General features: G+C 54.8%; 18 protein-coding genes. 13 read left to right on the top strand and 5 right to left on the bottom strand.

The features are described from left to right. Window positions 1-351 precede the first annotated feature (351 nt). Window positions 352-1,113: a DeoR/GlpR family DNA-binding transcription regulator gene (locus AC2FLZ_RS18550; RefSeq protein WP_480495848.1), complete on the bottom strand. Its 762-nt coding sequence runs from the start codon at window positions 1,111-1,113 to the stop codon at window positions 352-354. A gap of 146 nt (window positions 1,114-1,259) precedes the next feature. On the opposite strand from AC2FLZ_RS18550, the gene AC2FLZ_RS18545 reads away from it, so the two are divergent. The 12 genes from AC2FLZ_RS18545 (at window position 1,260) to AC2FLZ_RS18490 (ending at window position 16,923) form a co-directional block, all read left to right on the top strand. After that, entirely contained in the window at window positions 1,260-3,683 is a 2,424-nt protein-coding gene (locus tag AC2FLZ_RS18545) for a GcvT family protein (protein WP_496882567.1), read from the top strand. Window positions 3,684-3,698: 15 nt separating this feature from the next. Then, window positions 3,699-4,631 (top strand): phosphotransferase, encoded by a 933-nt coding sequence (locus tag AC2FLZ_RS18540; protein ID WP_496882566.1) that lies wholly within the window; start codon window positions 3,699-3,701, stop codon window positions 4,629-4,631. A gap of 729 nt (window positions 4,632-5,360) precedes the next feature. Then, window positions 5,361-5,930, top strand: a complete 570-nt coding sequence (locus tag AC2FLZ_RS18535; protein ID WP_480555705.1) for a helix-turn-helix domain-containing protein — start codon at window positions 5,361-5,363, stop codon at window positions 5,928-5,930. Between the two features lie 220 nt (window positions 5,931-6,150). Beyond that, complete coding sequence (locus AC2FLZ_RS18530; protein WP_496808865.1) at window positions 6,151-7,737, top strand: ABC transporter substrate-binding protein; 1,587 nt, start codon at window positions 6,151-6,153, stop codon at window positions 7,735-7,737. Window positions 7,738-7,791: 54 nt separating this feature from the next. Next, entirely contained in the window at window positions 7,792-8,733 is a 942-nt protein-coding gene (locus tag AC2FLZ_RS18525) for an ABC transporter permease (protein ID WP_480555709.1), read from the top strand. Beyond that, the gene (locus tag AC2FLZ_RS18520) at window positions 8,730-9,596 is read left to right on the top strand and encodes an ABC transporter permease (RefSeq protein WP_480495838.1); all 867 of its coding nucleotides are present in this window, start codon (window positions 8,730-8,732) and stop codon (window positions 9,594-9,596) included. The genes AC2FLZ_RS18525 and AC2FLZ_RS18520 overlap by 4 nt, the downstream gene beginning before the upstream one ends. A 100-nt stretch (window positions 9,597-9,696) precedes the next feature. Then, complete coding sequence (locus AC2FLZ_RS18515; protein ID WP_496882565.1) at window positions 9,697-10,602, top strand: ABC transporter ATP-binding protein; 906 nt, start codon at window positions 9,697-9,699, stop codon at window positions 10,600-10,602. Beyond that, window positions 10,599-11,600, top strand: a complete 1,002-nt coding sequence (locus tag AC2FLZ_RS18510) for an ABC transporter ATP-binding protein (protein WP_496882564.1) — start codon at window positions 10,599-10,601, stop codon at window positions 11,598-11,600. Before AC2FLZ_RS18515 ends, AC2FLZ_RS18510 begins: the two co-directional genes overlap by 4 nt. Next, complete coding sequence (locus AC2FLZ_RS18505; RefSeq protein ID WP_496808863.1) at window positions 11,590-13,389, top strand: aminopeptidase P family protein; 1,800 nt, start codon at window positions 11,590-11,592, stop codon at window positions 13,387-13,389. The genes AC2FLZ_RS18510 and AC2FLZ_RS18505 overlap by 11 nt, the downstream gene beginning before the upstream one ends. Before the next feature lie 200 nt (window positions 13,390-13,589). Beyond that, window positions 13,590-14,081 (top strand): aminopeptidase P family N-terminal domain-containing protein, encoded by a 492-nt coding sequence (locus AC2FLZ_RS18500; protein ID WP_496882563.1) that lies wholly within the window; start codon window positions 13,590-13,592, stop codon window positions 14,079-14,081. A gap of 15 nt (window positions 14,082-14,096) precedes the next feature. Beyond that, window positions 14,097-14,666, top strand: a complete 570-nt coding sequence (locus AC2FLZ_RS18495) for a M24 family metallopeptidase (protein ID WP_496808890.1) — start codon at window positions 14,097-14,099, stop codon at window positions 14,664-14,666. A gap of 277 nt (window positions 14,667-14,943) precedes the next feature. Beyond that, window positions 14,944-16,923 carry a bifunctional 2',3'-cyclic-nucleotide 2'-phosphodiesterase/3'-nucleotidase gene (locus AC2FLZ_RS18490; RefSeq protein ID WP_480477689.1) on the top strand — a complete coding sequence of 660 codons (1,980 nt, stop codon included), beginning with the start codon at window positions 14,944-14,946 and terminating at the stop codon, window positions 16,921-16,923. Between the two features lie 858 nt (window positions 16,924-17,781). Here AC2FLZ_RS18490 and pbfA read toward each other — a convergent pair. From pbfA to AC2FLZ_RS18470, 4 genes are all read right to left on the bottom strand, one after another. Then, window positions 17,782-19,134, bottom strand: coding sequence for a (R)-1-hydroxy-2-aminoethylphosphonate ammonia-lyase (gene pbfA, locus AC2FLZ_RS18485; protein WP_496808860.1), 1,353 nt, complete (start codon window positions 19,132-19,134; stop codon window positions 17,782-17,784). 106 nt (window positions 19,135-19,240) lie between these two features. Next, on the bottom strand, window positions 19,241-20,704 hold the full coding sequence (phnY, locus tag AC2FLZ_RS18480) for a phosphonoacetaldehyde dehydrogenase (protein WP_480520903.1): 1,464 nt from the start codon (window positions 20,702-20,704) through the stop codon (window positions 19,241-19,243). A 3-nt stretch (window positions 20,705-20,707) separates the two neighbouring features. Further along, window positions 20,708-21,952: a phosphonoacetate hydrolase gene (phnA, locus tag AC2FLZ_RS18475; protein WP_480555725.1), complete on the bottom strand. Its 1,245-nt coding sequence runs from the start codon at window positions 21,950-21,952 to the stop codon at window positions 20,708-20,710. Window positions 21,953-21,969: 17 nt separating this feature from the next. Continuing rightward, window positions 21,970-23,157, bottom strand: a complete 1,188-nt coding sequence (locus tag AC2FLZ_RS18470) for a 2-aminoethylphosphonate--pyruvate transaminase (protein WP_480477699.1) — start codon at window positions 23,155-23,157, stop codon at window positions 21,970-21,972. Window positions 23,158-23,277: 120 nt separating this feature from the next. Here AC2FLZ_RS18470 and AC2FLZ_RS18465 point away from each other — a divergent pair, with 120 nt between their 5' ends. After that, on the top strand, window positions 23,278-24,168 hold the full coding sequence (locus AC2FLZ_RS18465; protein WP_480477701.1) for a LysR substrate-binding domain-containing protein: 891 nt from the start codon (window positions 23,278-23,280) through the stop codon (window positions 24,166-24,168). The last annotated feature ends 21 nt before the right edge of the window (window positions 24,169-24,189 follow it).

The raw sequence follows: 24,189 nt of genomic DNA, 5'->3' as shown, positions 1-24,189 counted from the left end.
GCGGCTCAAGCAAATGCCGCAATCAAAGGCCGGACACAGGACTGTACTGACCAGCCGCGCAATCAGAGCATTTTGTCCTTGCAAAGCAGACGCCATCCACACAGGACGAAGACTATGTTGCCAACTTTGAAATACAGTTGGGGAGCATAGGTGATCTGACGTTTGTTCCCATAAAACAGTTCGTTAACAGTTCGCAACTTGATCACATTGAAGCCCTGTCACTTCCCCAAGGATACAGTCTTGCACGCTGTTAACTTATAACCCCGGTACACTCTGTCCAGAACATGACTGAACGCGGCGTGCAGGTGGGCCGCGTCCTTTCTTAGCCGCTCATTCGTCAAAAGCTTGAAACTAATCTGCGGCGATTACTGTCTTTGCCCGACCTATAACGCCTTCAAATTTTGACGTAGGCTTCCGCTCGGTTATCAGGAAGTCACTTGCCGAAAGAGCTGGAAGATGCAAGGCCGGTTTGGGTTCGGATGCCTGGAACTTGGTCGAGTCCACTGCCATGAAACATCGTTCGCTGATCGCCTTCATTGCGACCGCAATATCGACTTCGCATTGTTCGAACACCAAAAAACCCTGTTTCGGATGCACACGCGACGCCGACAGGATCGAGTATTCCACCGACATATTTGCAATAACGTCAAAGGCCGCGCGGTCGAACGCTGCGCCGTCATGATTTCTAAGCTGTGTGCCCGCCATAAATACCCGGTTGCCGTTCCCCATCGCCAGAGTTGTTGCAATGAACGCTGAATTCGTCACCACGGTAAGATCTCTGCGCGCCTTGAGAGCCTGAGCCACAAAACCCGACGTAGATCCTGTATCAATAGCAATGGACGCGTTATCAGGCACAAGGTTCAAAATGGACTTTGCAATGGCGACTTTCGCCGCGCGGTTGGTTGTCATACGCGCGATGAAAGGGGGATCCAGAACCTTTTGGGTGCTGACCAACGCGCCGTGAACCTTGTCGATGTGCCCCGCATCCACCAACGGCTTCACAATTCGACGGATTGTCTGATCGGAAACGTTAAGCCTCTGCGCCAGGTCCATGACCGAGATTCGGCCATGAATGTTAACCGCGCTCAGGATGTCCTTTTCGTATTTCGACATTCAGCCACTCGGATGTTGGATTCTAACAGGATGAATTGTTGATACCTCCTTAAATCAACATATTTCAACACTCTTTTTTAATTTTTGTTGATTTCTGTTGGTCGATACGATGATCTGGCATCAAATTTGTCGACAGGGGCGAGGCCATGACAACCCATTCTGCAGAACACCTTATTATTGGCGGCGGCATCATCGGATGCTCAATCGCCTATCATCTGGCCCGGGCAGGTGAGACGGATGTCGTCCTTCTGGAAAAGGCATCTCTGACAGAGGGGGCAACATGGCACGCTGCCGGGCTGGTTGGGCAACTGCGGTCTTCCCGCAATACGACCCGGATGCTGAAACGATCGGTCGCGCTCTATGACCGGCTGGCCGACGAGACCGGTATGGAGTTCGACTGGAAGAAAGTCGGCAGCTTGCGGCTGGCGGCAACCAAGGAACGGCTGCTGGAGGCAAAACGTCTGGCGACAATGGCACGCAGTTTTGACCTGGAGATGGAAATCATCTCACCAGCCGAAGCGAAAGCCCTGTTTCCCTATATTGATGCCGACGGGTTAGAGGGGGCTGCCTTTATTCCATCGGATGGCCACGTTGACCCCGCTGGCCTGTGTCTGGCGATTGCAGCCGGTGCGCGGAGCCACGGCGCACAGATCAGGCAGGGGGTGAAGGTCAAGGATTTCGAAATCCGCAATGGCCGCATAACCAAAGTGATGACAACCAACGGCGACTATGAGGCGGAAACCGTTGTGCTGGCCTCGGGCATGTGGAGCCGTGAACTGGCCGCAAAACTGGGCGTCGTGGTGCCAGCCTGCGCTGTCGAGCACCAATACGTCGTAACAGAACCGTTGCCAGAGCCGGAATTGGTCAAGGGCCTGCCCACGCTGCGCGACCCTGAGCGTCTGGTCTATTACAAGCCCGATGCTGGCGGGCGTCTGGTCATCGGAGGTTACGAAGACGACACATTGCCATTTGGAGAACGGGGCATTCCCGGAGAGTTCGTGCGCCAGTTGCTACCGGACAATCTTGACCGTTTCGCGCCGCTGGCTGAACTTGCCGGTGTCGTCACGCCTGTCGTGAACCAGGTCGGCATCCGGCAAATCATCAATGGACCAATCCCCTACTCCGCCGATGGTGATTTTGTCATGGGCTGGGCCCCTGAGGTTAAAAACCTGATGCTCTCGACCGGGTTCCTCTATGGTATTGCGGCTGGCGGGGGCGCGGGGGAAATGATCGCGGAATGGATTCTGAACGGGCGTCCAAGCCTGGATCTTTGGCCATTGGACGTGCGGCGGTTCAGCCCACATCATGCGACCAAGGCCTTTATGTATCCCCGAGCTGTCGAGCATTATGCGCATCACTACAAGATGCGCTATCCGGGCCAGGAGGCCGAGACCGCACGCAATTTGCGACTGTCTCCGCTATACAACCGATTGAAAGAACACGGGGCGGTCTATGGGTCAAAGAACGGGTGGGAGCGGCCCTTGTGGTTCGCCCCAGCTGGGGTCACCCCAGTGGATCAACTCGATTTTCTCAATCCCGGTTGGCATGTCTTCGCGGCCGAAGAACACCGCGCTGCGCGCGAAGGTGTCGTTCTGATCGACCAGTCGAGCTTTTCCAAGTTCGAACTGATCGGCTCTGGCGCGTTGGGTGTGTTGCAACACCTAGCGGTCTCAAACATGGACAAGCCGGATGGCAGCGTAATCTATACCCAGCTTTGTAACGACAAAGGAGGAGTCGAGGCGGATGTCACCATCACCCGCCTGAGGCGCGACCATTTCTATATCGTGACCGGCGCCGGATTCGGGGCGCACGATTCTGACTGGATCCGACGCCATCTGCCGCAAGACGGATCGGCACATCTGATCGAGGTTACCTCATCCCGGGCGGTGATCAATATCTGCGGACCAAAAGCGCGCGACGTCCTGCAGGCGGTAACCGAAGAGGATATCTCAAACGCTGCGTTTCCCTTTGCAACAGCGCGCGACATTACGGTCGGAGCAGCAAAAGTGCGTGCGGTGCGCATCGGCTATACCGGCGAATTGGGCTGGGAACTGCACATCCCAACCGAATTTGCACTTCATGTCTATGATCAACTTTGGAAGGCAGGACAGGCCTATGGCATCCGCGACATTGGCTACCGGACCATAGACTCGCTGCGCCTGGAAAAGGGGTATCTTTACTGGAGCACCGATATCACCCCGGACTATACACCTGTAGAAGCGGGCCTGAGCTCTCGCGTCCACCTGAAATCCAAGGGAAGTTTTTTCGGGCGCGATGTTCTGGAGGGCCAGAAATCCAATGGCGCAGCACAGAAACTCTGTACCTTCGTGACCGAGGAAAAACTGCCGATGACCGGGGGGGAAACCATCCTGCACAATGGCGTAACCGTTTCGCGCGCCAGCAGCGGTGGCTATGGGCACCATGTCGGGAAAACGATCATCTACGGCTATCTTCCGGTGGCGCTGATGGACCAGACGGAATTCGAACTCGAATTGTTCGGAGACCGCGAACAGATCCACCGGGTGGATGGGCCTCTGTACGATCCGACCAATGAGCGGCTAAAAGCCTGAGGGGGAGGGCAGAAAATGACTGACGGAAACACTGATCGTGTCCTGAGTGAACTTCGCAACCTGAAAGGTTTTGAGGAAATCTCAGCACAAGACAGCAAAATCAAACGGCTGGGCGGGTTGACCAATCTGGTCTACAGAGTGGAAACCGGCGGGCACACCATGATCGTTCGTATCCCCGGAGATGGCACCGCGGATTATATCGATCGCGGCGTTGAGATTCACAATGCCAAGGTCGCAGCCGAAGCTGGTATCGGTCCTGCTGTGCTTTGGGCGGATGCAGATACCGGTGTGATGATCAGTGACTGCATTGACGGTATCGTCACCATGACACCCGAGCTTTTCGCAACGCGCTCCGGAGCGGCCGCACGTGCCGGGCATGCCCTGCGGCAACTACACGAGTCACCCCGCCCTTTCGAATTTCGGTTCGAACTTTTTTCGATGATCGATGAATATCTGAAAGTCCTGTCAACAAAGGATATTTCCCTGCCCGAAGGCTATACAGAAATTGTCGCGGAAGCTGCGCCGATCAAACAGCTGCTGCAAGACAGGCCGGGCATGCTGGTTCCCAGCCATTGCGATCCGCTTTGCGAGAACTTTCTCGACAACGGTGACCGTATGTGGATCGTGGATTTCGAATATTCCGGCATGAATGATGCCCTTTGGGACCTCGGCGATTTGTCGGTCGAAGCCGGGCTGACCGAGGCGCAAGAAATCGAGATGCTGACGTCCTATTTCGGCGCGGCACCAACAGCGGCTCAATTCGGGCGAATGGTGATCTACAAGGCGATGTGCGATCTTCTGTGGACACTTTGGGGCTTGATCCAACATGCCGATGATAACCCGGCCGATGATTTCTGGGCCTATGCCACGGGTCGGTTCGACAGGTGCAAGGCACTGATGTTTGATCCTACTTTCGCAGCGCATGTTCAGGCAGTTGCGACCGAATAAAGCAGATGGATAAGTTGCAATCTTTTGGTGAATGACTGGCATGTGGAAATGAAAGATTGGTTCGGACAAATGGGTTTCGAACAGGTTTCACAATGAGCTCTTTGAGGGGCCGCAACATCCCAATAACGACGGCTCAATATACTGCGCAATTCCACTTGAGGCACACAGTTTCCTGTCGCAATCGAGCAGAGATCATGGCCGAACGCAGTCCGAGAGTTGATCAGGCGACCCTCAACAATCGAGTTGCGTTTTTTCACCGTTGGTCTTTGCACGGGCGCATTCGAAGGTACGCTCAGTGCAGAATTCCTGGCACTTGGCCCTAAGATACTTCAACGTAACGGGCACGCGGCTGTTTCTTCTTCCATTCTGGGATGAAGGCGTCAAATTCACTGATTTTCTTCTGTGCGCGCGGTGAAGTAAGTCGGCAGCAACAAGGTCCTTCGTCAGATCCGAGCCAGTCATAGCGGAGAGCTGATTTTGGCTACCCTCCTCCCACGTGATCGCCGAGACTAAGCCTCTCATTCAGAAGTTTGCAGCGACACGAAGGAACGAACCTAATTTGCTTTTCCGGGTTAAAAACGCTTTTAGTAGAAACTTAGCCAATGATAACCGTACCGGTTATGAAGTTCGCCTAGGTAAGCGAATCGCTGTTCCCGTCGGTCGCAGGTACAGGATTTGCTGAAACAAGGCCCCTGAGAGCCGTCGAGCTCGACCACTAGAGAAGAAATGATGGATCAGAAAAATCACCCGTCTCAACTGGGGAAAGCAATTCGACGCCGCCGGAAAGCGCTTGGCAAAACACTTGTCGAGGTTGCGGATGAAGCTGGTTTGACCACAGGGTTCATATCACAGGTCGAGCGCGGCATCAGTGCCCCGTCCTTGTCTTCGCTTATGGCAATTGCTGCATCTTTAAAGACCAGCATTGAACAGCTTGTCAGTGTTCCCGAGGAATACACCGAATACGTTCGCAAAGATCGACGTCAAACCTATGCATTGGGAGTCAACGGGCGGTTCTATGAAAAGTTGGGTCCGGGGTTTTCGGGCGCGCTTTTATATCCGTGCATCGTTCATCGTCCTGCGGGGCACATGTCCGAGAAGATGTGCCACGAAGGCGAGAGCTTTTGCTATCTGATTTCGGGTCAGTTGGAATACCATCTGGGTGACGAAGTCCACATCTTGTCGAGCGGTGACACGATACATCACGACACCTCCAAGCCGCATTATTCGATTGTCCTAGGAGACACTGAAGCAGTTGAATTGTGGGTAAATACAACGCCGATCAATAATTCCTCCAACTAATCAGGTCGGCCGAACCGTTCATCGACAGTTCTCCGAGTTCTATCGTGGGGTCGCACTTGAAAGTGCTGCCCAGAATGTCGTGGCGCATCCTGGGTTTCCAATCAATGCTCCTGTGATCGCAATATGCAATTTACGTCTAACTAAAAATTGTTTTAGCAGTATTGAAATTAATGTATACCGCCTTCATGCGATCGAGAATCGCTTTGGGAGGAACTCATCAATGAAACGTAATTTGATGGCAGCGACTGCCGTCGTGGCTACCGCAATGGCCCTACCTTTGTTCGCACAAGAGCGTGGTGGCATTCTGAATTTCGCCAGATATGACGGATCAAACCTGATTGACCCGATTTATGCCGATCGAAACTCTGACATCTGGATGGTTGGCAGCCTTTTCGACACGCTATTGCGCCCCAGTGAAGATGGAAACTCTGTCATCCCAGGACTGGCCGAAGAATACAGTATCTCCGATGATGGACAGTCTGTATCGCTTACCTTGCGCAGCGGCGTCTCCTTTTCGGATGGAACGCCTTTGACCGGAGAAGACGTTGTCTTTTCGCTGGATCGCGCCCGCAATCCCGATCTAAGCCCCTGGGCCGGACTTCTGGGATCCATCGACAATGTAAGCGCGGAAGGAAATGTCGTCTCGATCAGTCTGAAAGCGGCTGACCCGACAATCCTCTCAATGCTTGCCACTTTCACAACCGGTATTGTCTCCAAAGCCGTCTTTGAGGCGGCCGAAGGTTCCACTGACCAGGAAAAGTCCGCCGCAATCTTTGCAGCCAAAGGCCCCGGTGTCGGGTCCGGCCCCTTCTATCTGTGTGGATTTGAGCAGGGAACCTCCATGGAGTTCTGTGCCAATAAGAACTACTGGCGCAAAGGGTCCGACGGCAAAGCGCTGCCTTACCTGGACGGCGTGCATTTTGAGATCATACCTGATGACGCAACCCGGATTCTGAAGCTTCAGGCTGGTGAAGTGGATGCCGCTGAATTCATTCCGTTTTCACGTGTGCCGGAGCTTGAAGCAGACCAAGCGATCAACATGAACCTCTATCCGTCAACACGGATCATATATTCGCCGATCAACACGCGTGAAACCCGTGCTGACGGATCGCCTAACCCGTTGTCAGACGCTCGGGTTCGGCAGGCACTCAACTATGCCACCAACAAAGAGGCACTGATCGGGCTTGTGCTGCAAGGCGCCGGCAAGCCAATGACCTCACCTCTGATGGCAGCGGCGACCCAGCTTTCCGCAAATCTTGGTCCGTTGTATGCCTACGACCTTGACAAGGCCAAAGCTCTGATCGCCGAGGCAGGCGTAGCGCCGGGAACCGAAATCACCTTTACGACTTTGGCTGGCTCTGCGGATGACAGCACCATATTTGCGGCCCTTCAGCAGATGTGGGCTCCGTTGGGGATCAATCTGTCAGTCGAACAGGTGGATGGGCCGACACGTGGCGCCAAGAACCGCTCGGGCGAATTTGACATCCACACCTATGGCTGGGTGAACGACGTAAACGACCCCAGCCAGGTCGTCGGCTGGTTAGGTTATACCCCTACAGCCAATGCGGTCGGCACTGGTTGGGAAAACGCGAAATTCAATGCTCTGTTTGAGGCTTCGGCAACAGAAATAGACGCTGAAAAAAGAGCGGCCCAGTATGCTGAAATGCAGGAAATATATGCAGATGCAGCCCCTTTGCTTTTCATGTATGAGACGCCCTTTGCGGTGGCAGTATCGACCAGCGTGGACGGATACGTTCAGACACCACTGGGAAATAACGTCTTCGATCAGGCGACCGTCAGCCGCTGATCGCTTAAATGCCGCCGGCAGGTACTGCCGGCGGTTCATTTGACGGAGGCCTTGATGGCAACCCTTCAATACACATTCAAACGCTTGTTGTTGATGATCCCGACATTCATCCTCGTGATGATCATCATCTTTGTTCTGGTTCGTCTCCTACCGGGGGACCCGGCCATCGCCATCGCAGGAGACCGGGCTTCGGATGCAGATCTTGCTGCTATCCGCGAACGGTTGGGACTGAACGAGCCGCTTTTGGTGCAGTTCTGGCTGTTTCTGACAAATACGCTGCAAGGCGATCTGGGCCGGTCAATCCTGATGCGCGCACCGGTTACCGAAGTCATCATCAACCGCCTGCCGACCACGGCTTTTCTGACGATCTATGCAGTTCTCATGTCTTTGTTGATTGCAGGACCACTGGCGTTTGTTGCAGCTCTGAACCGCGGACGGTGGCCCGACGCAGTGATCCGTACAGTGTTCCAGATAGGTTTATCGATGCCTGTGTTTTACATCGGTCTGATCTTGCTGACTTTTCTTGCCGCCCAACTGCGGTGGTTTCCGGTTGGCGGCTATGGCGACACCTTTATGGACAGGCTGTATCATCTGTTCCTGCCTGCCGTAGCGGTGGCGTTGTACACGTCGGCGATCATCATGCGAAACCTGCGCGCCGCCATCAACGAGGTCCTTGATGCCGAATACGTTCAGTTTGCCCGAGCCAAGGGTTTGCCCGACAGGCTGATCTTGGGGCGCCACGTGTTACGTAACGCACTGATTTCGACCGTTACACTTTTGGGTCTGTCTATCGGCAACCTCATGAGTGGAACGCTGGTTACCGAAACAGTTTTCGCCGTACCCGGTGTCGGACGCTTGATGCTTGAGGCGATTTTCGCGCGCGACTACCCGCTCATCCAGGGATTGACGCTGACATTTGCGGTTCTGGTCTCGGTCGTATTCCTGCTTACGGACCTGTTTCAAAGCTCGTTGGACCCGAGGATGCGTTTGACATGACCGACACTGCCACTTCTCCAGGTGGAGCGGGCGTACCGCCAAAGACGCGCATACCAGCGGCGCTACGAAAACCGGGTTTCATAATAGGCCTTTGCATCATTGGAATGTCGACTTTGCTTGCGATCATGCCAAATGCGTTTGCCCCGTATGATCCCAACTTTATCGATTACACTGCGGTCCGACAGCCACCAAGCTGGGCCCATCCCTTCGGCACCGACCTGCTGGGGCGCGACAGTCTGAGCCGCGTGATTTCAGCCTATTCGGTAAACATGCAGATGGCTGTCCTGGCCACGGTCTTTGCTCTGATCATCGGCGTCGTGGTTGGCGCGCTTGTCGGCTACTACCGCGGGATCGCTGATATGATCTTCGGGCGTGTCGTGGACGCGATCATCACGTTCCCATTTCTGGTTCTGGTCATTGCGGTCGTCGCCGTACTTGGTCCGGGCTTGGTCAATATGTACATTGCGATAACGGTTGTTGGTTGGGTCTACTATGCCCGGTTAATGCGAGCCGAGATCATTGCGCAGATGGGAAACGACTATGCCGCTGCAGGCATCGTCATGGGATACTCCGACAGGCGCATTATCTTTCGCCACCTTCTGCCGAATGCGATTACGCCGGTTATCGTCTACTGGATGACGGATATGGCGCTGGCAATTCTGCTGGGTTCGTCACTTGGGTATCTGGGTCTTGGCGCACAGCCACCGCAGGCGGAATGGGGCGTCCTGATCGCAGAAGGCCGCAATTTTATCACAACGGCCTGGTGGTTGAGCCTGATGCCCGGGATCGCGATCGTTATCACAGGTCTTGGATTCTCCCTTATTGGCGATGGGTTGGCAGACCTGCTCAGGCCACGCGGGTAAGGAGTTGGCAATGACAGGCAATCAGCAACCTATCCTCGAAGTGAAAAACCTTAGTACAACCTTCTGGAAAGAAGGGACCCCTTTGCCAGCCGTGCGAGACGTGAGTTTTTCCGTTCGACGTGGCGAAGTCCTAGGACTGGTCGGTGAAAGCGGTTCTGGCAAGAGCGTCACTTTGCGCTCGGTTCTGGGGCTATCGCGGCGCTATGGCGAAGTCACAGGAGTTGTGAATTGGCAGGGGCAAAACCTTGTTCCGCTTTCCGAACGAAAACTGAGGCGCATTCGCGGTGGCGAAATTGCGATGATCTTTCAGGAGCCGATGACATCGCTTAACCCATTGTTGACGGTTGGTATGCAACTGACCGAGACGTTGAAGGCGCATACCGACCTCAATCGCGCGGCGCGCCGTGACCGGGCGGTTGAGATGCTGGATCATGTAGGGATTCCATCTGCCGCGTCACGTTTGAACGAATACCCACATCAGTTTTCAGGTGGTATGCGGCAGCGCGTTATGATCGCGATTGCTCTGGCAGCTAACCCGAAACTGTTGCTCGCGGATGAACCAACCACCGCATTGGACGTTACGATTCAGGCGCAGATTCTTGATTTGATCCTGTCCTTGGCCGATGAGCTTCAGATGGGCGTGGTTCTTGTCACGCATGATCTAGGTGTGGTCGCTCAAACCTGTGAATCCTTGGCTGTCATGTATGCCGGACGGGTGGTTGAACAGGGGGCAGTGCGTCAGGTTTTGAATGCACCACGTCACCCTTATACTGTTGGACTGATGCGGTCTGTTCCTCAGAATGTGCCGCCGCGCACACCGCTCTATTCGGTGCCGGGCACGCCTCCGAGCCTCGAGAGATTGCCTGTCGGATGCGCCTTTGCCCCACGGTGCCACAGCACAGTCGACGCGTGCCTGAACGCGCGCCCACCCTTGTCGGCAATATCCGAGGGTCGTCATGTGGCGTGCTTCAATCATGTGCCTGCAGCTCAGGGAGACGTCGCATGACAGATACGGTCATGGAGATAAACGATGTGGGTCTTCAATTTCATTTGTCACGATCGGTTCTTGATCTGATCCGCCAGCGACCCGGGCGGGTTGTCAACGCGCTGAACGGTGTCAGCCTCGAGCTCAAGCGAGGAGAAACACTGGGCGTTGTCGGCGAGTCTGGGTGTGGCAAGTCCACGCTCGCGCGTTGCATCGTTCGGCTTCACCAGCCTCAGACCGGCAGTATCCGTTTCGCAGGAAAAGATATCTTTGACCCGCATTTTCGTAACGAGCGCGACTACAACCGTCGCGTTCAGATGATGTTTCAGGATCCTTATTCGTCCCTGAACCCTCGGATGACGACTGGTCAGATTCTGTCCGAGGCTCTTAGTGTTCACAAGATGCGTCCCGAGAGTGAAATTCCTTCGCGCGTTATGGAACTGTTGGATCTGGTACGCCTGCCACAGGACGCCGCATACAAATTTCCACACGAGTTTTCAGGGGGGCAGAGGCAGCGAGTTGCTATCGCACGTGCGCTGGCGGTCGAGCCGGAAGTTTTGATTGCCGACGAACTGGTTTCAGCGCTGGACGTTTCAGTACAGGCACAAGTCGTCAATCTTCTGCTTGAATTGCAGGACAAACTGAACCTTACAATTCTTTTCGTCGCACATGACTTGCGACTAGTACGTCACGTCTCGAACCGGGTGGCCGTAATTTATCTGGGCCGGATTGTGGAGATCGGCGATAGCGAAACCTTGTTCTCCGATCCCTCACATCCCTACTCCCAAGCTCTGCTCAGCGCTGCGCCATCGCTTGATCCGGATGACAAAGGGAACGTCATCCGACTGGAGGGTGAGTTGCCGTCACCAATGAACGTACCGCCCGGATGCCCGTTCCACGTGCGCTGTCGTTTTGCCACAAGTCTTTGTCAACGCGGCGTTCCCGCACTCAGACAATTTGGGGAGTTTGGAGAGGTCGCCTGCCACCACGCGGAAGAGATCAAAGCACATGCTGGATAGGTTTCATTTATGTCCGAGCGAAAGAATTTCGCTGTTCCGCGACCAAATGAGCGTGCAGGACCTGGATGCCTTTATACTACCACGATTTGACGCCCATCAAGGCGAATACGTCGCACCGCATGACGAACGTCTGGCGTATCTGACCGGGTTCACCGGATCTGCCGGACTTGCCTTTGTAACACCTGAGACCGTCGCCCTTTTTGTCGATGGTCGATACAGCTTGCAGGCTACGCAAGAGTGCAAAGGCGCGTTATTCTCTCATCATCATCTTCATGGCGAGACGCCCGAAGAGTGGCTGAGAAAAGAGATGCGTACAGGTTGGCGCCTCGGATATGACCCGATGCACATACCCCCGTCGTGGTTTGACCGGTTTGACGCAGCCTGCAAGGATGTGGGCGCAATGATGGTGCCGCAACAAGTCAATCCGGTCGACGCGGTTTGGACAGATCAACCAGCGCCACCCTGTGGTCGTGTGACAGTTTTACCGTCGCAGATTGCCGGGAAAAACTGTGCAGAAAAATGCTCTGATCTGGCGAACTATCTGGTTCAGCGACAGGCCGACTTTGTTGTCGAAACACAACCTGACAATATCGCCTGGTTACTGAACATCCGCGGCGCGGATGTTGGCTATAATCCGGTAGTTAACTCCTTTCTTCTGGCACATCGGGACGGGACGCTGATTTGGTTTGTCGATCCGCAAAAGCTGGATGATTTCGTAGAGAGTGCATTGCCCTCAAGTCTTCAGATAGTTCCACAGGTAGAGTTTTTGCCCACGCTCAAGGCCAGATTTCGGCCAAATCAGCTGGTATTGGCTGATCCGGATTTCTCACCTGTCGCCGTAAGACAAACCATCGAAGAAGCCGGTGCGAAACTTGGTTCTGAACGCAGTGTGATTACCCGGACTAAGGCATTGAAAAACACGATCGAACTGGAGGGTCTTCGAACCTGCCATTTCACCGACGGAATCGCGTGGGCAGAATTTGGTGCCTGGCTTGCAGACACGGTTCCCGTTCGCGCCGAAAGTGGTGACCCCCTGACCGAGCGTGAAGCAGAGCAAAAATTGAAGGCGCTGCGCTGCGCACAGCAAGGTTTCCTAGGTGACAGTTTTCATGCGATCTCAGCGGCAGGCGGGAACGCGGCGATGTGCCACTATAGCGCGACCGCGGATCGGAATGATCCTATCCAACCGGATCAAACCTATCTGATGGACAGCGGCGGACAATACGAGACGGGAACGACCGATACCACCCGGTGCTATGCTTTTGGAGCACGGCCTGACGGGTATGATGAGGCATACACGGCAGTCTTCAAGGCCTTCTGTGCCTTGGCCACCTTGCGATTCCCGCCTGGTACCCAAGGGCACCATATCGACGGGATCTGCCGCCGCCCTTTGTGGGATCTCGGGCTGGACTATGACCATGGGACCGGTCACGGCATCGGCCATCGACTGTCAGTGCACGAACACCCGCAGAGAATAGGAAAACCCTATAACCCGATTGATCTGGAACCGGGCATGGTCATGTCGATTGAACCGGGGTTTTACAAGGCCGCCAGCTTCGGCATCCGCATAGAAAACGTCTTTGAGGTCGTCACAGAAGACAACGGTTTCCTTGCCTTCCGCAATATGACGTTTGTGCCAATTCAGGCTGACATGTTGATTGTTCAAAACCTGACTATGCCCGAGCGGCACTGGTTAAATCAATATCATCGTCAAATCAGACAGATGCTTTCACCGCGATTGAGTGATCCCGCAAAAGAGTGGCTGACAAAAGTGACGACTGCAATCTGAAACACGAAGCGAACTTTTGGCCGGGCTGTATGCTGCTGTGCGGCGAAACGAGTGGCGACGTTTCCAACCGTCAGAATACCAAGCCGATAACGGCTCGCGCGTGGAGTAAGAACAATAAGATGTGCCGGGATCGCCGAAGCGGGTGGTTTTGGTCACATTAAGGGTTGGTAAGATTACCAGATTTATCAGAATATCGCCAATTGGCCCGTGAAATCTCTGTCGATGCCGTGGCATTGGTGCCGGGTCCAAATTTCGACCGTGCCATGGGCAAGTCTTTCATGACCAACGAACGCCTCATCGTGGTTGTGATACCCGCTTCAGGAGAATCCGCCGCCATTGTTCCAAATCTGGAACTTGGCTCGTGGGATCAATTAAGGTTCGAAGGAGCGGTATTCGATTGGCGGGATGAGGCCGGTTACAAAGGGGCTTTCGCCGCTTTGGCGGACCACCTGAGCATCATGTCCCTTACAGTTGAAGGACAGGTCATGCGTGTTTTTGTCTCTGATGCACTGACCGAAGCTATGCCTGGGTTAAAGATAATTGATGCAGAGCACCAAGTCTCGAAACTGCGCCTGAGCAAGTCCAGCAAGGATGTGGCTTCCCTGCAAGCTGCAATCACCATCTCGGAACGTGCGCTTGAGCAGGTAATCGGGACTGTACGTGCAGGCCAGACCGAGAAACAGATCGAATAGGCTTTGATCCAGGCAATGTTTGCCGAAGGCGCCGATTCACAGGCCTTAACACCGATTGTGGTCGCAGCCGACAACTCGACCCGACCGCGCGGGAAAGCGCGTATGGATTATCGGCTTCAAACTGGCGATGCGCTACTCTTTGACTTTGGCGCGCGCAAGGATGGACTTGTCTTTGATATTACGCGAACCTTTTTCGTTGGCGAAGTTTCAGATGAGGGCAAGGCCGTCTACGAAACTGTATTGCGAGCAAACCAGATGGGTCTGAACGTGTGTCGCCCCGGTGTGACCGCCCATGATATCGATGATGCAGTCATCGGCGTTCTTGAAGCATCCCCATTCGCCAATCGCATACGCACCAAGACAGGCCATGGTTTGGGTCGGGATTTGCACGAGGCTCCTTATATCATGCGCGGAAACAACCAGGTAATGCGCGCAGGCATGGTCTGGACCAACGAACCGGGTCTGTATGACCTGGGCAGTTTTGGTGTCCGTATTGAAGATGACGTCCTGGTCACAGAAGACGGGTGCCAATCACTGACCAGCTTCCCGAAAGAGCGTGTTGTCCTGGGGGCAGTACGTCGATAACCGGGCTGTCCCAGCCACACGGTTGGCGGTCAGTGGTCGGATGCCCACATGACGCGGGTTAGATATGTCGCAAAGCACTGATTGCGAGGCATTGTCTTGGCAATCGCAGGGCACGGGTTCCCCTTCTGCCATGTCTTATCAAGTACAGGAAGTTGGGCTATTGTACCTAGCATTGCGCCTACACATGACGCGTCTAAAGCGCTGGCACCCCGTTTCATATGGTTGTTGTGAATTACAGGCAAAAAGGCGCGTTGACCACAAACCTGAAAGGTGACCTATGTCTTTCTCCAGCCGTTCTACAATTTCGCGACGCCGTTTCCTTGCCACGACAACTGCTGGTGCAGCGGCAATTACCCTGCACCCGTTTTCGGTGGCAGCGGCCAGTAATCAGGCGCATCTGCGCATCATGGAAACCACCGACATCCATGTTCATGTTTTCCCTTATGATTATTATGCGGACAAACCCCGCGACACAGTAGGCCTGTCCCGCACAGCGTCGATCATCAACGAAATCCGGTCTGAGGCGACAAACTCGCTCTTGGTGGATAACGGCGATTTCCTGCAGGGCAATCCGATGGGCGACTACATCGCTTACGAGCGCGGCATGAAGGACGGCGACAGCCATCCCATCATCACGGCCTTCAATACGGTCGGGTATGATGCCGCGACGCTGGGCAATCACGAGTTCAACTACGGTCTGGAGTTCTTGGACAAGGCTTTGGCCGGTGCCGAGTTCCCTGTTGTTCTGGCCAATGTCGCCAAGGAAAAAGGTACGAACCCGCGTGACGACAAGACCCTAGTACAGGCTTATGCCATTCTCGACCGTGAAATCGCGATGGGCGACGGCACCAATCATCCGATCAGGATCGGTGTCATCGGCTTTACCCCGCCACAAATCGTGAACTGGGACCGCAGGCATCTGGAGGGCAATGTCCAGGCCCGCGATATTGTCGAGACTGCTCAGGCCTATGTGCCCGAGATGAAGGAACAGGGATGTGACTTGATCATCGCCCTGTCGCATTCGGGGATCGGGGGTGCCGATTATGAGGACGGCATGGAAAACGCATCCGTGGTTCTGGCAGGTGTCGACGGGATCGACGCGCTGGTCACCGGCCACAATCACCTGGTTTTCCCGTCACCGACATTTGCTGACCGCCCAGGGATCGATGTGGAAAAAGGCACGCTGATGGGCAAACCTGCCGTCATGGGCGGTTTCTGGGGGTCGCATCTTGGCCTACTAGACCTACTTTTGGAACGGGACGGCAAGGAATGGCGCGTCGTTACCACGACGTCAGAGGCGCGACCGATTTCCAAACGCAACGAAGACCGCTCGATCACCGCTCTGGTCGAAGATGATCAGAAGGTTCTGGAGTCGGTTGCGAAAGCTCATGACGAAACGCTGGCCTATGTTCGGCGCGCGGTCGGCAAAACCTCGGCCCCGCTGCACAGCTATTTTGCGTTGGTCGCGGATGATCCGTCTGTGCAGATCGTCTCGATCGCGCAGAAATGGTACGTCGAAGACATGCTGAAAGGCACCGAGCATGAAGGGTTGCCGATCCTGTCTGCGGCGGCACCGTTCAAAGCCGGAGGCCGAGGCGGTCCAGAGTATTACACCGATGTCCCGGTCGGGGACGTTGCCATAAAGAACGTGGCCGATCTGTATCTCTATCCGAATACGGTCCGTGCGGTTCGCGTGAACGGGGCGCAGGTGCGTGGCTGGTTGGAACGCTCGGCCGGTATGTTCAATCAGGTCGAAGCTGGATCCAAGGATGCGATCCTTCTGAACCCTGAATTCCCGTCGTACAATTTCGACGTGATGGACGGCGTGACCTATCAGATCGACCTGTCGCAACCGTCGCGCTTTGGGCCAAAGGGCGAAGAGGTAAACCCCGACGCAGCACGGATCGTGAACCTTGCCTTCAATGGCTCGCCTGTTACGGATGATATGGAGTTCATCATTGCCACCAACAATTACCGCGCATCCGGTGGTGGCGCGTTCCCGGGCGCAATGGGCGACACAATCGTGTTCGAAGCACCGGACACCAACCGCGACGTCATTGTGCGCTACATTGTCGAACAGGGCACAATCGATCCCAAAGCGGATGCCAACTGGTCGTTTTCGCCGCTGGCGGACACCACGGTGTTGTTCGAGACCGGTCCAAAAGCCCGTGACTATATGGGCGATGTCAAAGGAGTGGCAATCGAGGACGCCGGGGAAGGTGCAGACGGTTTCGCAGCCTTCCGCATCAAGCTCTGATCCGACCAATTTGTCACAACGATAACCTGACCCGCCACCTTGCTATCTCGGTGGCGGGTTTGCGCTGAACACCCGTACAATTCCAAGCCATCTGTCCCGGCGGCGGAAGATGCTACATTTTCAATCGGCGTTCCCGACATGCGTCGAGAGGGTGGGCCATAGAACTCAGCGAACCGTTGGAAGCCAGTTGAGCTTCTGCGCTCCCAGCCCTGTCAAAGAAGCTGAACGGGTGACCCAGTCCCCTGAAATCAGACTATCTCGGTGTTGATCATCCACCCTTGCAAGGATGAATCATGACACACAGAAGTAATGCCGATTAGACCTTAGATCTGATCAGTATTTGCGAGGATGGAAAAAGAGAATAACCGCCTGAAACGGATGAAGGCATGGGCAAGTTGGTGAAATCTGTATTCAAGGATCTCGCGGCAAAGGGAGTTTGAATACCCTATGGCAGGTAAAAAGTAGTCGCCTGCTGAACTGAATCTTTTTTTCCACCATTTGGCAAAGACGACGGGCTGCGATCTGTGGAGCACAGCGACAACAGGTCTTTCAGCTTCTGAATTACATTCGATACCATGAAAGACCCCGCTCTGTTGATATTGAGTTCCTGTAATCCCGTCAGTTTATTCAGTCTCATTTGTACTAGAGGCCGAATTGAAGATTTTGCCTTTCCTGTCACTTTCGTCAGCGCTTGAAGCCTGAGTGCAGTTGGATACTACAACGCCTTCGGCTAGATCCAAATTTTTTTGTACGCCGTGCGCCATCGAACTCGTTGTCTTACGTCGCATTTTGGGGTCTTCGTCGCCGTCCCGGCTAGCCTCTTTTTCCCAACTGCCGAATTTTGACTGATCCGACGTGTCAACTCTCGGCCTTGATCGCAGCAACCACAATGTCGATTGCGTGGTCCAGATCCGATTGCGAGATGGTCAGCGGCGGCGACAATGTCAGAACGCATCCCTGACTGATCTTATAGCTCAAACCGGCCTCCAGACAGGCATAGTAAATCCGTTCGGCACGCGCATTACCCGGCGTTTTGTCGGCGCGATCATCGACGATTTCGACCCCGAACATCAAACCCCGTCCCCGAATGTCTCCGGCGGTAGGTACGTTCTGAAGTTCGTCCATAAGACGGCCAATTGCGTGCTCACCCAACGTGGCCGATCGATGAACCAACCCCTCATCTTCGATGATTTGAAGCGTTGTCAAAGCGGCCCGCGCGGTAACCGGGTTCTTTTCGTGTGTGTAATGACCAATGGCAAAATCTCCGCAGACATCCAATTGTTTGCGGGCAACACAAGCGGCAATGGGCAGGATGCCCCCGCCAAGCGCTTTTCCAAGCGTCACAATGTCGGGGACGATCTCGTCATGTTCAAAGGCAAACATCCTGCCGGTTTTGCCAAGGCCTGTCGGGATTTCATCCATGATCAAAAGCGCGCCGTGACGATTGCACGCCTCGCGCACGGATTTCCAAAACCCCGGCGGTGGTACATAGGGCACCGCACGCATCGGTTCGGCTATGACCGCCGCCACATCTCCTTCACGCTCCAGAACATATTCGACCATTTTCGCGCAGGCCAACCCGCAGGTTTCCGGTCCCGTGTGATTGTATGGGCAACGGTAGCAGGCGAAAGGCGCGACGTGTTCAGTGCCCGACAAGAGGGGGCCCGCGATATGACTGCGGAATGTCGCCTCGCCACCGACGCTTGCGGCGCCAAAGCCCGCGCCATGGAAGGCATCCCAGAAGCTGATCGTTTTGAACCGACCGGTAGCGGCGCGCGCGATCTTGAGAGCAACCTCGTTGGCGTCAGAGCCGCCTGTGGTAAAGAGCATTTTCCCCAGATCGCCAGGTACGATATCTGCCAGTTTTTCCGCCAAATCCACTGCCGGATCATTGGTAAAGCGGCGGGGCGCGAAAGGAAGATCGTCAAGCTGCGCCTTGATTGCGGCAACCAGACGCGGGTGCCCGTAGCCTATGTGGTGCACCGAGTTTCCATGGAAGTCCATGTACCGGCGACCCTCCATATCCTCGATCCAGATCCCCTCGGCCTTTGCAATGGTGCTGACGCAGGGTGATGACAGAGATTGATGCAGGAATACATCCGCATCGCGTTTGAGCAGAGGTGTCGACTTTGGTCCCATGGACTTTCTCAACCACGCCTTGCGCGCCTCGGATGTGTTTGATTCCCCTTCCGTGTGGACAATCTGTGGCATGTCCGCTCCTCGTTTCTGTCATCAAAAGATGCGGGCCCCTAAAGGCCCGCCAGTATCAGGGAGGATATGAGGCGCCCTTCCCGTCTGTGGGGAAAGGACGCAAGGTTTAGTTGGGCCAGGGCAGCGAATAGGTTTTGACGTTGGTGAAAAACTTCATCGCCTCGATAACACCCTCCTTCACGCCGTTTCCGCTGTCCTTGATGCCGCCAAAGGGTGACATTTCAATGCGGTAACCCGGTTGTTCCCAGATGTTGCAGGTGCCGACATTCAATCCGTTGATAAAGGCGATGGCCCTGTTCAGGTCATTGGTGCAGACCCCAGAAGACAGGCCGAACTCGGTCGAATTTGAGATCGCCATCACCTCTTCGTCGTTGTCCGGCACGCGCACGATCGGCACGATAGGACCGAAAGTTTCTTCCATCACCAGCTCGCTGTCATGGGGAACCTTGTCGACGACGATAGGCGGCAGCAATGCGCCCTGACGGCCCGGGTGATACAGGATTTCTGCACCCTCTTTTTCAGCCTGAAGAACGCGGTTTTCGAATATCTCCGCGGCTTTGTCGTGGATCACGCACCCCAGCTCGGTTTCAGGGTCTTGCGGATCGCCAAATTTGATCTTCTTGGCCTTCTCCAGAACCAGCGGTACAAACTTGTCGGCCACACTTTCCTGCACGAGGATGCGCTTGACCGCCGTGCACCGCTGACCGGAGTTTCCGGTCGCACCCGCCACTGCGATTGTTGCGGCTTTGTCCAAATCCGCATCGCTGAGATCATTCAGAACGATCAGAGGATCATTGCCCCCAAGTTCCAGCGCCTGACGCTTGTAGACGCCTTTTTCAGCGATCAACTTGCCCACCGGCACACCCCCGGTGAAGGTGATAATATCGATATGTTCATTGGTGATCATCTCATCGCCGATGTCAGCCGGCCAGCCGGTCACCACCTGGAACATCTCGTGCGGCAGGCCTGCCTCGTAAAGTATGTCGGCCAATGTCAGCGCGGTCAGCGGCGTCAGTTCCGTGGGTTTACAAACCATACAATTGTTGGTTGCAATAGATGGCGCGATTTTGTGGCTTACCATATTCAAAGGGTGATTGAACGGGGTGATCGCACTGATTGCTTTCACCGGCTCTCGGGTGGTGAAAATCTTGCGGGCTTTGCCATTGTGGGTCAGATCGCAAGAAAAGATCTCGCCATCGTCTTTTAACGCCTCAGCCGCCGCAAACTGATAAACATCCTGTGCACGTTTGGTTTCGTAGATCGCATGCTGGTGGCAGATGCCCAGCTCTAACGTCAGCCATTTCGCAAGATAATCACGTTTTTCACCGATCAGCTCGCCTGCGCGCTGCAAAATCTGGCTGCGCTCGTACCGGGTAAGTTTGGGTTTGTAATTCGCCGCAATTTCGAAAGCCCTGCGTGCGTGTTCTGAGGTGCCAGCGGGAACATGGCCCACGACCTCGTTGGTGTACGGGTAGAGGACGGGAATGGTTTCATCGGTAAAGACGATTTCGCCACCGATCCGCATTCCTTCGTTACGAACTTCGATTTTCGACATGGTCTGGTCTTTCATGGCTTACTGTGCCGCCGCTGTAGTTGCGTAGAAAAAGGCATCAAAGTTGCGCAGCACGGGTTGGTTTGGCAGGTCGATGACACGATTCACGATGAAGGGAACTTCTTGTTCCGTCAAACCACCATGGCTGCGCAGGGGCTCTTTGAGCGCTGCCAGATCATGGCGATGCTCGGACGTTCCGATGCAAATGTTTTCGCCAGAAACCATTACAATGTCGCCAATCCGGTCACCGGGCAATTCGAACCGTTCAATGGCCTGAGCCTTGGTCAGCACATGGGTGATCCCATCGGTCGCCTTGAGTTTGGCAATGATGTCGCTCTGATCCGCGCCATCCGGCAGATATGCGGTCGCGAACGAGCCCAGTGCACCATGATGGACGACATACGGGTCAGTGATCGGAAGGATGACCCGCGCCGCATCCTCGCCCAGCCATTCGTCCATCAGGTCCTGCACATAGACGACCGAAGGGGATCCATCTGCCAAGTGCTTTGGCTTCATGCCGTGATCAGCCGTCACCACGATGGCGGCCCCCAATGCGTCCAATTCGCCCAGATAGCGGTCGAACATGGCGTAGAAATCCAGTGCGCCCTTTTGATCGGGTGCAAACTTGTGCTGGATATAGTCGGTGGTCGACAAATACATGACGTCGGGCTTGAACTCTTTCAGCAGCTTGACGCCAGCAGCAAAAACGAACTCGGACAGTTCGGCCGAGTAAACCTCGGGCACGTCCATGCCCAACCACTTGCTGGCATTGTCGATGCCGTGTTCCTCAAGCGTCGTTTCGCCCGAACGCTCAGAAGAGAATGCAACCGCCCTGCCCTCGTCAAACTTCAGCCCGGCACCAAGCAGCGCGCGAAGCTTGTCCTTGGCGGTTACCATCGCCACGCGGAAACCTGCATCATAGAACTGCGAGAAGATGGTCGGCGCACGCAGGAAGCGGACGTCGTTCATCATCACCTCTTCACCAGTATCGGGATCGATAAGGTAGTTGCCGCAGATTCCATGCACGATCGGCGGGCGCCCGGTGGCAATCGAAAGATTGTTGGGGTTGGTGAACGACGGGATAACAGAATGCGCCAGACGGTCCGTACCTTCCTCCCGCATCCGTTTGAGGTTGGGCATCAGCCCATTGGCAATCGCCACGTCGAGGTATTCTGGTTCACATCCATCAAGGCAGATGGCAATTGCGGGCACTTTGGGCGTCGGGTAGACGCGCTCATTTGCTTCGACAGGGGTTTGAATGGTCATCTGTTTTTCCTTGATTTTTATGCGGCCAACTTGGCGCGTTCTTCCAGTGCCCGGAGAGGAGGCGCAGCGCTTGTCACGCCCATTTCTTCCAGAGATTCTTTTGCGGCGATCACAACTTTACGCATGACATCTTCGTCCATCTGACCGATGCAACCGACGCGGAAACTGTCGACGACAGTAAGTTTGCCCGGATAGATAATGAACCCTTTTTCCTTCATCCGGTTATAGAACTGATCGAAGACGAATTTCTCATCAGCCGGGCAGAAGAAGGTAACGATGATGGGGCTCAACCAACGATTATCCAGCAGTGTTTCGAAACCCAGTTCACGCATGCCCGCGACCATGACGTCCCGGTTGCGGGTATAGCGGGCACCGCGACCTGCAACACCTCCTTCGGCAGTGTGCGCCCGAAGCGCCTCGATGAAGGCAGCGACCACATGCGTCGGTGGGGTAAACCGCCACTGGCCCGTTTTATTCATATGCGACCACTGCGCATACACATCCAGAGACAGCGAATGACTGTTGCCTTTTGCGGCTTCAAGCTCGGTCTTGCGGGCCACAATGAACCCAAAACCCGGAACGCCCTCGATGCATTTGTTCGCCGAAGACACCATGGCCTCGTAACGGATTTCAGTGGGTTTGAGCTCAATCGCTCCAAATGCGGACATCGAGTCGATCAAAAGCTTGCGCCCGGCGGCATATGTGACTTCCGATATCTCTTCGACCGGGTTCAGGATACCCGAGCTGGTTTCGCAGTGAATGGCGACGACGTGCGTGATGTCCGGGTCATCCGCAAGAATGCGCGCCACTTCGTCACCCCTCGGCGGAAGGTAATCGCCCTTGTCCAACACGACATGATCACGACCCAGGTACTGCAACGTCTGTGCCGAACGCTGCCCGTAGGCACCATTTGCCAATACCAGCGCTTTTCCGTCCCGCGGAATAAAGGATGCCAGCATCGCTTCGACAGAAAACGATCCGCTGCCTTGCATCGGCACGCAATCAAACTCGTCGGCACCCTCGCCAAGCAGGTTCAGCAGGCTTGACCGCACCTCTCGCGTCATGGCGCGGAAATCATCGTCCCAGCTTCCCCAATCGCGCAGCATGGCCTCTTTGACCGCATAGGAGGTTGTCAAAGGACCGGGGGTCAAAAGGTAGGGTTCGCCGAGGCGCGGTTGCTCTAATTTTGGTTTGGATGGCGTCATTACCAGGCTCCAGAACAGCGTTTTCAGGAACACAATTGCAGCAACGCTTGCTATATGTGAAATTGCAATTATCAATCTAATCATAGGCGCAGCCTATGCATTCATCTTCAGGGAACTGTAATGCGACACAGCCAGTTGAAAGCCTTTCATTACGTGGCCAAACATGGGGGATTTTCCCGTGCGGCAGAGGCTTTGTATCTGACCCAGCCAGCGATTTCAGAGCAGGTCCGAAAACTGGAACAGGATCACGACCTGTTGTTGTTCCAGCGTGAACGAAAACGCGTGAACCTAACGCCCGAAGGCGAACAGCTTTACCGATTCACCAAACAGTATTTCGAGATCGAAGATCAGATTGAGGATTACCTCTCTGAAACCAAAGCCGCGATCGATGGAGAATTAAGGATCATTGCCGATTCGGCGCATCACATGACATCTTTTCTGGCGCCGTTCCAAAAGAAATACCCTAAAATCACGATCACTGTGCGATCCGGCAACACCGAAGAAATCCTGGAAGAGCTTCGGTCTTACAATGCAGAGATCGGTGTTGTTGGCAGCCTGTCTCCTGGCAAGGACATGGACGTATTGAATTTGGGGTCCACTGAAATCGTGGCCTTTGCTGGCCAGGGCGTGCTTTTGGCATCAAAACCCACCCTGACCCTGAAGGAGTTGGCCGAGTTGCCCCTGATTTTCAGAGAGCACGGGTCAAAAACACGCGAGAAACTGGAAGAAGCAGCCGAGAAACAAGGTATCAGGTTAAACCCGGCGATTGTAGCTGAAGGCCGAGAAGCCGTTCGCGAACTTGTTGCCTCGGGTGCAGGTATCGGTTTTGTATCTCAGGCGGAATATGGGCACGATGATCGACTGCGGCAAATCAAATTGAAGGGTGTGAATTTGCAAATGGGTGAAAGCATGATCTCACTTTCCCAGCGTCGTGACGTCAAGATCATACGGGCGTTTATGGACTTTGCGGAGCGGGTTCTTGGGGAGAAGGAAACCGCCGGAGATATGTGACCGGCGGGTTCTTGAGTTTTT

This window comes from Ruegeria sp. YKSF131, from assembly GCF_059612645.1.
The sequence above is the reverse complement of the archived record's forward strand: the minus strand, read 5'-3'. Positions and strand labels throughout refer to the sequence as shown.

What these genes read in the sequence shown, in the direction of transcription:
- AC2FLZ_RS18550 (WP_480495848.1), bottom strand. Translation starts at nt 1,113, where the DNA reads ATGTCGAAATACGAAAAGGACATCCTGAGCGCGGTTAACATTCATGGC.
- AC2FLZ_RS18545 (WP_496882567.1), top strand. Translation starts at nt 1,260, where the DNA reads ATGACAACCCATTCTGCAGAACACCTTATTATTGGCGGCGGCATCATC.
- AC2FLZ_RS18540 (WP_496882566.1), top strand. Translation starts at nt 3,699, where the DNA reads ATGACTGACGGAAACACTGATCGTGTCCTGAGTGAACTTCGCAACCTG.
- AC2FLZ_RS18535 (WP_480555705.1), top strand. Translation starts at nt 5,361, where the DNA reads ATGGATCAGAAAAATCACCCGTCTCAACTGGGGAAAGCAATTCGACGC.
- AC2FLZ_RS18530 (WP_496808865.1), top strand. Translation starts at nt 6,151, where the DNA reads ATGAAACGTAATTTGATGGCAGCGACTGCCGTCGTGGCTACCGCAATG.
- AC2FLZ_RS18525 (WP_480555709.1), top strand. Translation starts at nt 7,792, where the DNA reads ATGGCAACCCTTCAATACACATTCAAACGCTTGTTGTTGATGATCCCG.
- AC2FLZ_RS18520 (WP_480495838.1), top strand. Translation starts at nt 8,730, where the DNA reads ATGACCGACACTGCCACTTCTCCAGGTGGAGCGGGCGTACCGCCAAAG.
- AC2FLZ_RS18510 (WP_496882564.1), top strand. Translation starts at nt 10,599, where the DNA reads ATGACAGATACGGTCATGGAGATAAACGATGTGGGTCTTCAATTTCAT.
- AC2FLZ_RS18505 (WP_496808863.1), top strand. Translation starts at nt 11,590, where the DNA reads ATGCTGGATAGGTTTCATTTATGTCCGAGCGAAAGAATTTCGCTGTTC.
- AC2FLZ_RS18495 (WP_496808890.1), top strand. Translation starts at nt 14,097, where the DNA reads ATGTTTGCCGAAGGCGCCGATTCACAGGCCTTAACACCGATTGTGGTC.
- AC2FLZ_RS18490 (WP_480477689.1), top strand. Translation starts at nt 14,944, where the DNA reads ATGTCTTTCTCCAGCCGTTCTACAATTTCGCGACGCCGTTTCCTTGCC.
- pbfA (WP_496808860.1), bottom strand. Translation starts at nt 19,134, where the DNA reads ATGCCACAGATTGTCCACACGGAAGGGGAATCAAACACATCCGAGGCG.
- phnY (WP_480520903.1), bottom strand. Translation starts at nt 20,704, where the DNA reads ATGAAAGACCAGACCATGTCGAAAATCGAAGTTCGTAACGAAGGAATG.
- phnA (WP_480555725.1), bottom strand. Translation starts at nt 21,952, where the DNA reads ATGACCATTCAAACCCCTGTCGAAGCAAATGAGCGCGTCTACCCGACG.
- AC2FLZ_RS18470 (WP_480477699.1), bottom strand. Translation starts at nt 23,157, where the DNA reads ATGACGCCATCCAAACCAAAATTAGAGCAACCGCGCCTCGGCGAACCC.
- AC2FLZ_RS18465 (WP_480477701.1), top strand. Translation starts at nt 23,278, where the DNA reads ATGCGACACAGCCAGTTGAAAGCCTTTCATTACGTGGCCAAACATGGG.